This is a genomic window from Variovorax sp. P4_D9 (genome assembly GCF_056401695.1).
Genome location: NZ_JBFUIU010000027.1, coordinates 22,495 through 29,195 on the forward strand (window position 1 = coordinate 22,495; position 6,701 = coordinate 29,195).

Annotated in this window: 5 protein-coding genes; 4 read left to right on the forward strand and 1 reads right to left on the reverse strand. The window is 66.3% G+C overall.

Features of this window, described 5'->3' with window-relative positions:
* Positions 1-97 precede the first annotated feature (97 nt).
* Positions 98-1,594 (forward strand): coniferyl aldehyde dehydrogenase, encoded by a 1,497-nt coding sequence (locus AC1DY5_RS05230; protein WP_478109307.1) that lies wholly within the window; start codon positions 98-100, stop codon positions 1,592-1,594.
* An 11-nt stretch (positions 1,595-1,605) separates the two neighbouring features.
* Positions 1,606-3,282 carry an AMP-binding protein gene (locus AC1DY5_RS05235; RefSeq protein ID WP_478109309.1) on the forward strand — a complete coding sequence of 559 codons (1,677 nt, stop codon included), beginning with the start codon at positions 1,606-1,608 and terminating at the stop codon, positions 3,280-3,282.
* A 12-nt stretch (positions 3,283-3,294) separates the two neighbouring features.
* Here the strand turns inward: AC1DY5_RS05235 and AC1DY5_RS05240 are convergent, their stop codons facing one another.
* Positions 3,295-4,053: a GntR family transcriptional regulator gene (locus AC1DY5_RS05240; protein WP_478109311.1), complete on the reverse strand. Its 759-nt coding sequence runs from the start codon at positions 4,051-4,053 to the stop codon at positions 3,295-3,297.
* 167 nt (positions 4,054-4,220) lie between these two features.
* Here AC1DY5_RS05240 and AC1DY5_RS05245 point away from each other — a divergent pair, with 167 nt between their 5' ends.
* Positions 4,221-5,699, forward strand: coding sequence for a mannitol dehydrogenase family protein (locus AC1DY5_RS05245; protein WP_478109313.1), 1,479 nt, complete (start codon positions 4,221-4,223; stop codon positions 5,697-5,699).
* A 52-nt stretch (positions 5,700-5,751) separates the two neighbouring features.
* Positions 5,752-6,701: TRAP transporter substrate-binding protein (locus tag AC1DY5_RS05250; protein ID WP_478109314.1), on the forward strand; the 950-nt coding region annotated here is incomplete at its 3' end.

Here is a 6,701-nt window from a genome sequence, read left to right on the forward strand (position 1 = left end):
TCTGGCGGGGCGCAACCTAGGCGGCAGCCGCGTGGACGCCTACATTCAAGCGCCAAGCAGGGTGTGCCGCCCTGCCCCTCAGTCACATGGAGACCGCATGACCCACACCCTGGACGCCCCGCGCGCGGAAACCGTCGACCGCGCGAACGAACCTGTCGCTCAGCTCTTCGCCGCCCAGCGGGCCGCCTTCGCCGCGGCGCCCTGGCCCGACGCCGACCAGCGGCGCAGCCGCCTGAAGTCGCTCAAGCTGCAGGTGTCGCGCTATCAGGACCTTCTTGCCGAGGCCATGAGCCACGATTTCGGCTACCGGTCGGAAGCGGAATCGAAGATGCTCGACCTGCTCGGCTCGATGCTCGAACTCGACCATGCGATCAAGCATGTCCGGCGCTGGATGAAGCCGAGCCGGCGTTCGACGGAACTGCTGTTCATCAGCAACAGCATCCGGGTGATCTATCAGCCTAAGGGCGTGGTCGGCGTGATCGTGCCCTGGAACTTTCCGGTCTACCTGGCGCTGGGCCCCCTGGTCGCCGCGCTCGCTGCCGGCAACCGGGTGATGGTGAAGATGCCGGAGGTGACGCCGGCCACCAACGCGGTGCTCAAGCGGATGCTCGCCGAGGTGTTCCCCGAAGACCTCGTGGCGGTGGTCGGCGAGGAACTGGTCGATCCCAATGTCTTCACTTCGCTGCCCTTCGACCACATCGTCTTCAYCGGCTCGCCGGCCGTCGGCCGCGTCGTGATGCGCACGGCGGCGGACAACCTCACGCCGGTCACGCTCGAGCTCGGCGGCAAGTCCCCGGCCCTCGTGACCCGCAACTACCCGGTCGCCGACGCGGCCCGGCGCATCACGCACGGAAAGTCGACCAACTGCGGCCAGATCTGCGTGTCCCCCGACTACGCGCTGGTGCCGCGCGAGCAGGTCGACGAATTCGTCGAATCCGTCGGCCGCGCGTTCAAGGCGTTCTACGCCAACAAGACGGTCGGCAATGCCGACTACACGGCGATCGTTAACGAGCGGCAATACCAACGCCTGATCGGCCTGTTGGAGGATGCCCGCGCCAAGGGGGCGTCGGTCGAGAGCTGCGCGCCCATGCCGACCGGCGAGGGCCGCCAGCTGCCGCTTCAGATCCTGACCGGTCTCAGGCCCGACATGCGGGTGATGTTCGAAGAGCTCTTCGGCCCGATCCTGCCCGTCGTGCCCTACGACACGATGGACGAAGCGATCGCCTTCATCAATGCGCGTCCGCGCCCGCTGGCGCTCTACTGCTTCAGCCACGACCGCGCCGAGCGCGACGCGCTGCTGCGCCGAACGCATTCGGGCGGCGTCGCGATCAACGACTGGGGATGGCAGGTGGTCAACCACGACGCGCCCTTCGGCGGCATCGGCAACTMGGGGATGGGGACCTACCACGGCGTGGAGGGCTTTCGCGAGCTGTCGCATGCGAAGACCGTGTTCAAGCGCCAGCGCCTGTTCCCGATCGGTCTCTTCTATCCGCCCTACGGCACATTCGTCCAGCGACTGGCGCTGCGGATCTTCGTCGGACACGCGGATCCCGCACTGGTGGCCAAGGACCCTGCCGCCCAACAAACGCCCTGAAGGAAACACACATGAATCAACGCCCCTGGATCCAGTCGTACGGCGACGTCCCCGCGCAGATCGATCCCGATGCATACGGCTCGATCGTCGAACTGCTCGAGCAGGCCATGCGGGAATACGCCGACAAGACGGCGTTCCGCTCGTTCGGCCAAAGTCTGAGCTACCGCGATGTCGACCGCCTGTCGGCACGCTTCGCCAGCTGTCTGCAACGCGAACTCGGCGTCCGCAAGGGAGACCGCATCGCGGTGATGATGCCCAACCTGGCGGCGTTTCCGGTGGTTCTCATCGGCATCGCCCGCCTCGGTGCGGTGCAGGTCAACGTGAATCCGCTCTATACGCCGAGCGAGCTCGCGCATCAGCTGCGCGACGCGGGCGCGAGGATCGTGGTCGCGTTCAACGGCTCGACGCCCACGCTTGCCGAAGCCATCGCGCACGCTCCGGTCGAGAAGATCATCACGGTCAGCCCCGGCGATGYCTTGRCCAGGCCGCTGCCCGGACCCGAGCCGGATGCCCGGCTGATTGGCGCGCTGCCGCTGTCCGGGATGCTCGCCGAGGGCATGCCCGACAGCTATGAAGCCCCGACGATTAGCGGCGACGACCTGCTCTTCCTGCAGTACACCGGCGGCACAACCGGTCTGTCGAAAGGCGCCTGCCTGTCGCATCGCAACCTGGTGGCCAACACGGAGCAATACAAGGCCTTCATGCACCAGACCATCCATCCCGGCGAGGAAGTGGTGGTGACGGCCCTTCCCCTTTATCACATCTTCGCCCTGATGGTGAATTTCATCAGCTACTTCTCCGTCGGGGCCGAGAACTGGCTGGTGGCCAATCCGCGCGATATGGACGGCCTGATCGACACCTTCAAGCAGGCTCGACCGTCGGTCTTCGTCGGCGTCAACACTCTCTATGGGGGCCTGGCGGCGCATCCGCGCCTGAAGGAAGTGGACTTCTCGAACCTGCGCCTTTCGGCCGGCGGCGGCGCCGCGGTGTTCGAAGCCACCTCCGCGCGCTGGCAGCAGATCACGGGCTGTCTGATCCTGGAGGGCTACGGCCTGTCGGAGACGAGCCCGGTTCTTTCCATCAACCCACCGTTCATCGGCAAATTCTCCAACACGACGGGGCTGCCGCTGCCCTCGACGGACATCAAGCTGATCGACGAAGCGGGCCGCGAGGTCGCGTCGGGACAGCCCGGCGAGATCTGCGCCCGCGGGCCGCAGGTGATGAGCGGATACTGGCAGAAGCCCGAAGCCAATGCGGCAGCCTTCACGGCCGACGGCTACTTCCGCACCGGCGATGTCGGCATGTTGGACGAACGCGGCTTCCTCAAGATCGTCGACCGAATCAAGGACATGATCATCGTCTCTGGATTCAACGTCTATCCGAACGAGATCGAAGCCGTGGCGACGGCCTGCCCCGGCGTGGCCGAGTGCGCCTGCGTCGGCGTTCCGGATCCAAAGACCGGCGAAACCGTGCGTCTGTTCGTCGTGAAGGCAACGGGTGCGCGCCTGGAGGCCCAGGATGTCATCGCGCACTGCCGCGCAGCCCTGACCGGCTACAAGGTTCCCAAGGTCGTGCACATCGTCGACGCCCTGCCGAAATCCACGGTCGGCAAGATCCTGAGACGCGAGTTGCGGGACGCGGCGCTGCAGCCGCAGCCGCAGCCGCAGCCCGCAGTTGCCCAAGCGTAAAGGCGTCCCCGATCAGTCGGCGAAGTAGCTCGCCGGCGCCTGCTCGCGCAGCGCGGCAAGGTGGGCCGTGATGTGGTTGATGTGGGAAGCGACGCTCGCACCCAGGCCCGCCACGTCGCGCGATGCCATCTGCGCCAGCATCTGCTCGTGTTCCCTCAGCGCGCGCTCGGCGTGGCCCGCGACATGGCCCAGCAGGAGCCAGCGCACACGGTCGAACTGGCGCTTGATCGGTTCCAGCATGGCCCAGATGTGTTCGCGGCCTGCGAACTCGAAGAGCCGGCGATGCATCAATTCGTCCAGCTCGGAAAACCGGTCGATCTCGCCGCTCGCGACCGCGTTGCGCTGACGCTCGACGATCTGGCCGAATTCGGTCAGCTGGGCTGGCGTGATGGTCTGCGCGAGCTGCACATGGCTCGCGCATTCCAGCGTGCTGCGCACGAAACGGCCTTCCTCAAGCAGCTGCATGCGCACCGGCGCCACGATCGTGCCAACCTGGCGGTAGATCAGCACCAGTTGCTCATCCGCCAGTTGCGCCAGCGCTTCGCGCACCGGCGTGCGGCTGACATCGATCAACTTGGAGATCGTGGCTTCGGAAAGCGCCGTGCGCGGAGGCAGCGTGCCGCGCACGATGGCCTCTCTCAGTTGGTGGTGCACCTGCGACGTATAGGAGCGTTCGGGGTCGAGCTTGAAGCCGTTCAATGCAGTGACCAACGCGCCTTCGGTTTGCTGAGGATCGGCTTTGGGGTCGCTGGCGGGGGCTCGGGCAGGCATAGGGGCGCTTCCTGGGGTGATGAGCCACTTTACACCATGGTAGTGAACGCAACAAAGATTCAATCATCAGGGTTTCCCCGCTAATAAGGCGCCTCAATTGCTCCCTAGACTCGCCCTATCGTGCCATGCCACCATGGTACTGTGGTAATCCAACGGAGATGCAGCAGATGCCTTCGGCAGCAGACCAGAACTCGCGGCTTTCAGAGCGCAGCCTGCAGTCCCTCGCCGAGGGCGTGGCGCAGCCGGCCTACGACCGCACGCGCCTGGCAGGCGGCATCGTGCACCTGGGCCTGGGTGCCTTCCACCGGGCCCACCAGGCGCTCTATACCGAGGCGGTCATCGCGCAGGGCGACCTTCGCTGGGGCATCGTCGGCGTGAGCCTGCGCGACCCGCGCGTCTCCGAGACGCTGGCGGCGCAAGACCACCTGTATTCGGTGACCGAGCGGCATGGCGACCAGGCGCGCACGCGCGTCGTCGGAGCGCTGCGCGGCGCCCTGTACGCGCCGAGTCAACTGGCGCAGGTCATCGCGGCCATCGCCGATCCGGCGACGGCCATCGTGACCAGCACCGTCACTGAAAAGGGCTACAGCCAGAACCCGGCGGGCAGCGACCTCGACATCGACGATGCGGCAGTCCGCCACGACATCGCGAATCCGGAGACGCCGAAGACCACGCTCGGCGTGTTGGCTGCCAGCATCCGCCGCCGCCCCGCCGACGCGCCGTTGACGCTGGTGTGCTGCGACAACATGGCTGGCAACGGCGACACCTTGCGCAAGCTGCTGGTGCAGTACGCGGACTTGTTCGATGCGAAGCTCGCGCGCCGCATCGAGGCCGAGATCGGCTGCCCGAACAGCATGGTCGATCGCATCGTGCCGGCAGCGACACCCGCCTCGATCGACTGGGCTGCGGCGCGGCTCCACCTGCGTGACGAGGCCGCCATCGTTTGCGAACCGTTCACCCAGTGGGTGATCGAAGACCGCTTCGCCGGCATTCGTCCCGCCTGGGAAGACGCGGGCGCCTTGCTGACCAGCGATGTGCGTCCATATCAGGCTATGAAGCTGCGCTTGCTCAACGGCACGCACTCGGCCCTCGCCTATGCAGGCCAGTTGTGCGACCTGGAGACCGTGTCCGACGCAATGGCGCATCCGCTGGTCGGCGGCTTCGCGCGCCGCCTGATGCTGGAGGACCTGCGCGCGACCGTCGCGGCCCCACCGGGCTACGACGTCCTGGCCTACTGCCACGAATTGCTCACGCGCTTCGAAAACCCGACACTGGCCCATCGCACGCAGCAGATCGCCATGGACGGCACCCAGAAAATCCCGGTGCGCTGGCTGCCCGCCTTGCGCGAGAGCCTGGCTTGCGCCGTGGAACGCCCGCAACTCGAGCGCGCGTTGGCAACCTGGCTGCACTACCTCGCGACCGCACGCAGTGACAGCGGCGCAGAATTGGTCATCAGCGACCCGGGCGCCGCGGCGCTCGCTGCGCGCCTCAGGCAGGCCGCCAACGACAGCGATGCAGCGAACGCCGCGCTGGCGCACAGCGCCGTGTTCGGCACGGCGCCCTGGCCACCGACCTTGGCCGACCGCCTGGCGCGGCATCTGTCCACCCTGCGCAACGGCGGCATGACTGCACTGCTATCCAGCTGAACCGCGCATCCGATACCCCTGACCCTCACAAGACCCCACGGAGACCCTTGTCATGACTTTCACGCCCACCCGCCGCCGGTTCGTCGCCGCCATCGCCACGACCGGCGCAGCCGCCACGCTGCCGACCCACTTTGCCTTCGCGCAAAGCGAGATCAAGCTCAAGTACGGCACGGCCTTCCCGGCCGACCATCCCGGCAGCCTGCGCATCAAGGAAGCGGCCGAAGCGATCCGCAAGGACACGGGCGGGAAGGTCGATCTTCAGGTCTACCCGACCAGCCAGCTTGGCAGCGAGCCCGACATGATTTCGCAGACGCGCGCCGGCGCCATCGACATCATGTCCACCGCCGGCACCAATCTGCAGACGCTGGTGCCGACCGCCGGCATCAACGGCGTAGCCTTCGCGTTCAAGGACTACGACGTGGTGTGGGCCGCGATGGACGGCGATCTAGGCGCCTATGTACGAGCCGCACTGGCCAAGGTCAACCTCTATGCCTACGACAAGTGCCTCGACAACGGCTATCGCAACATCACGTCGTCCACTAAGCCCATCGTCACGCCGGCGGACCTGAAGGGATTCAAGATCCGCGTGCCGGGCATCCCGCTCTGGATCTCGATGTTCAAGGCGCTGGGCGCATCGCCCACCGCGATCCCGTTCGGCGAACTCTATTCGTCGCTGCAGACCAAGGTCGTCGACGGGCAGGAGAACCCGCTCGCCCTGATCCAGAGCGCCAAGCTCTATGAAGTGCAGAAGTACTGCGCACTGACGGCTCACACCTGGGATGGCCACTTCATCTTCGGCAACGCGAAGAAGCTGCAAGCGTTGCCCAAGGAGGTTCAGGAGTCGCTTTCGAAGAACCTCAACGCCGCCGCCCTCAAGCAGCGCGAGGACATCGCCAGGCTCAACGCCGACGCGCAGGCCCAGCTGACCAAGCTGGGCGTGACCTTCAACAAGCCCGATCCGGCGCCCTTCCGCGACATGCTCAAGAGCTCGGGCTTCTATAC

Coding starts and splice junctions, on each gene's coding strand:
- AC1DY5_RS05245 (WP_478109313.1), top strand. CDS start 4,221: ATGCCTTCGGCAGCAGACCAGAACTCGCGGCTTTCAGAGCGCAGCCTG.
- AC1DY5_RS05240 (WP_478109311.1), bottom strand. CDS start 4,053: ATGCCTGCCCGAGCCCCCGCCAGCGACCCCAAAGCCGATCCTCAGCAA.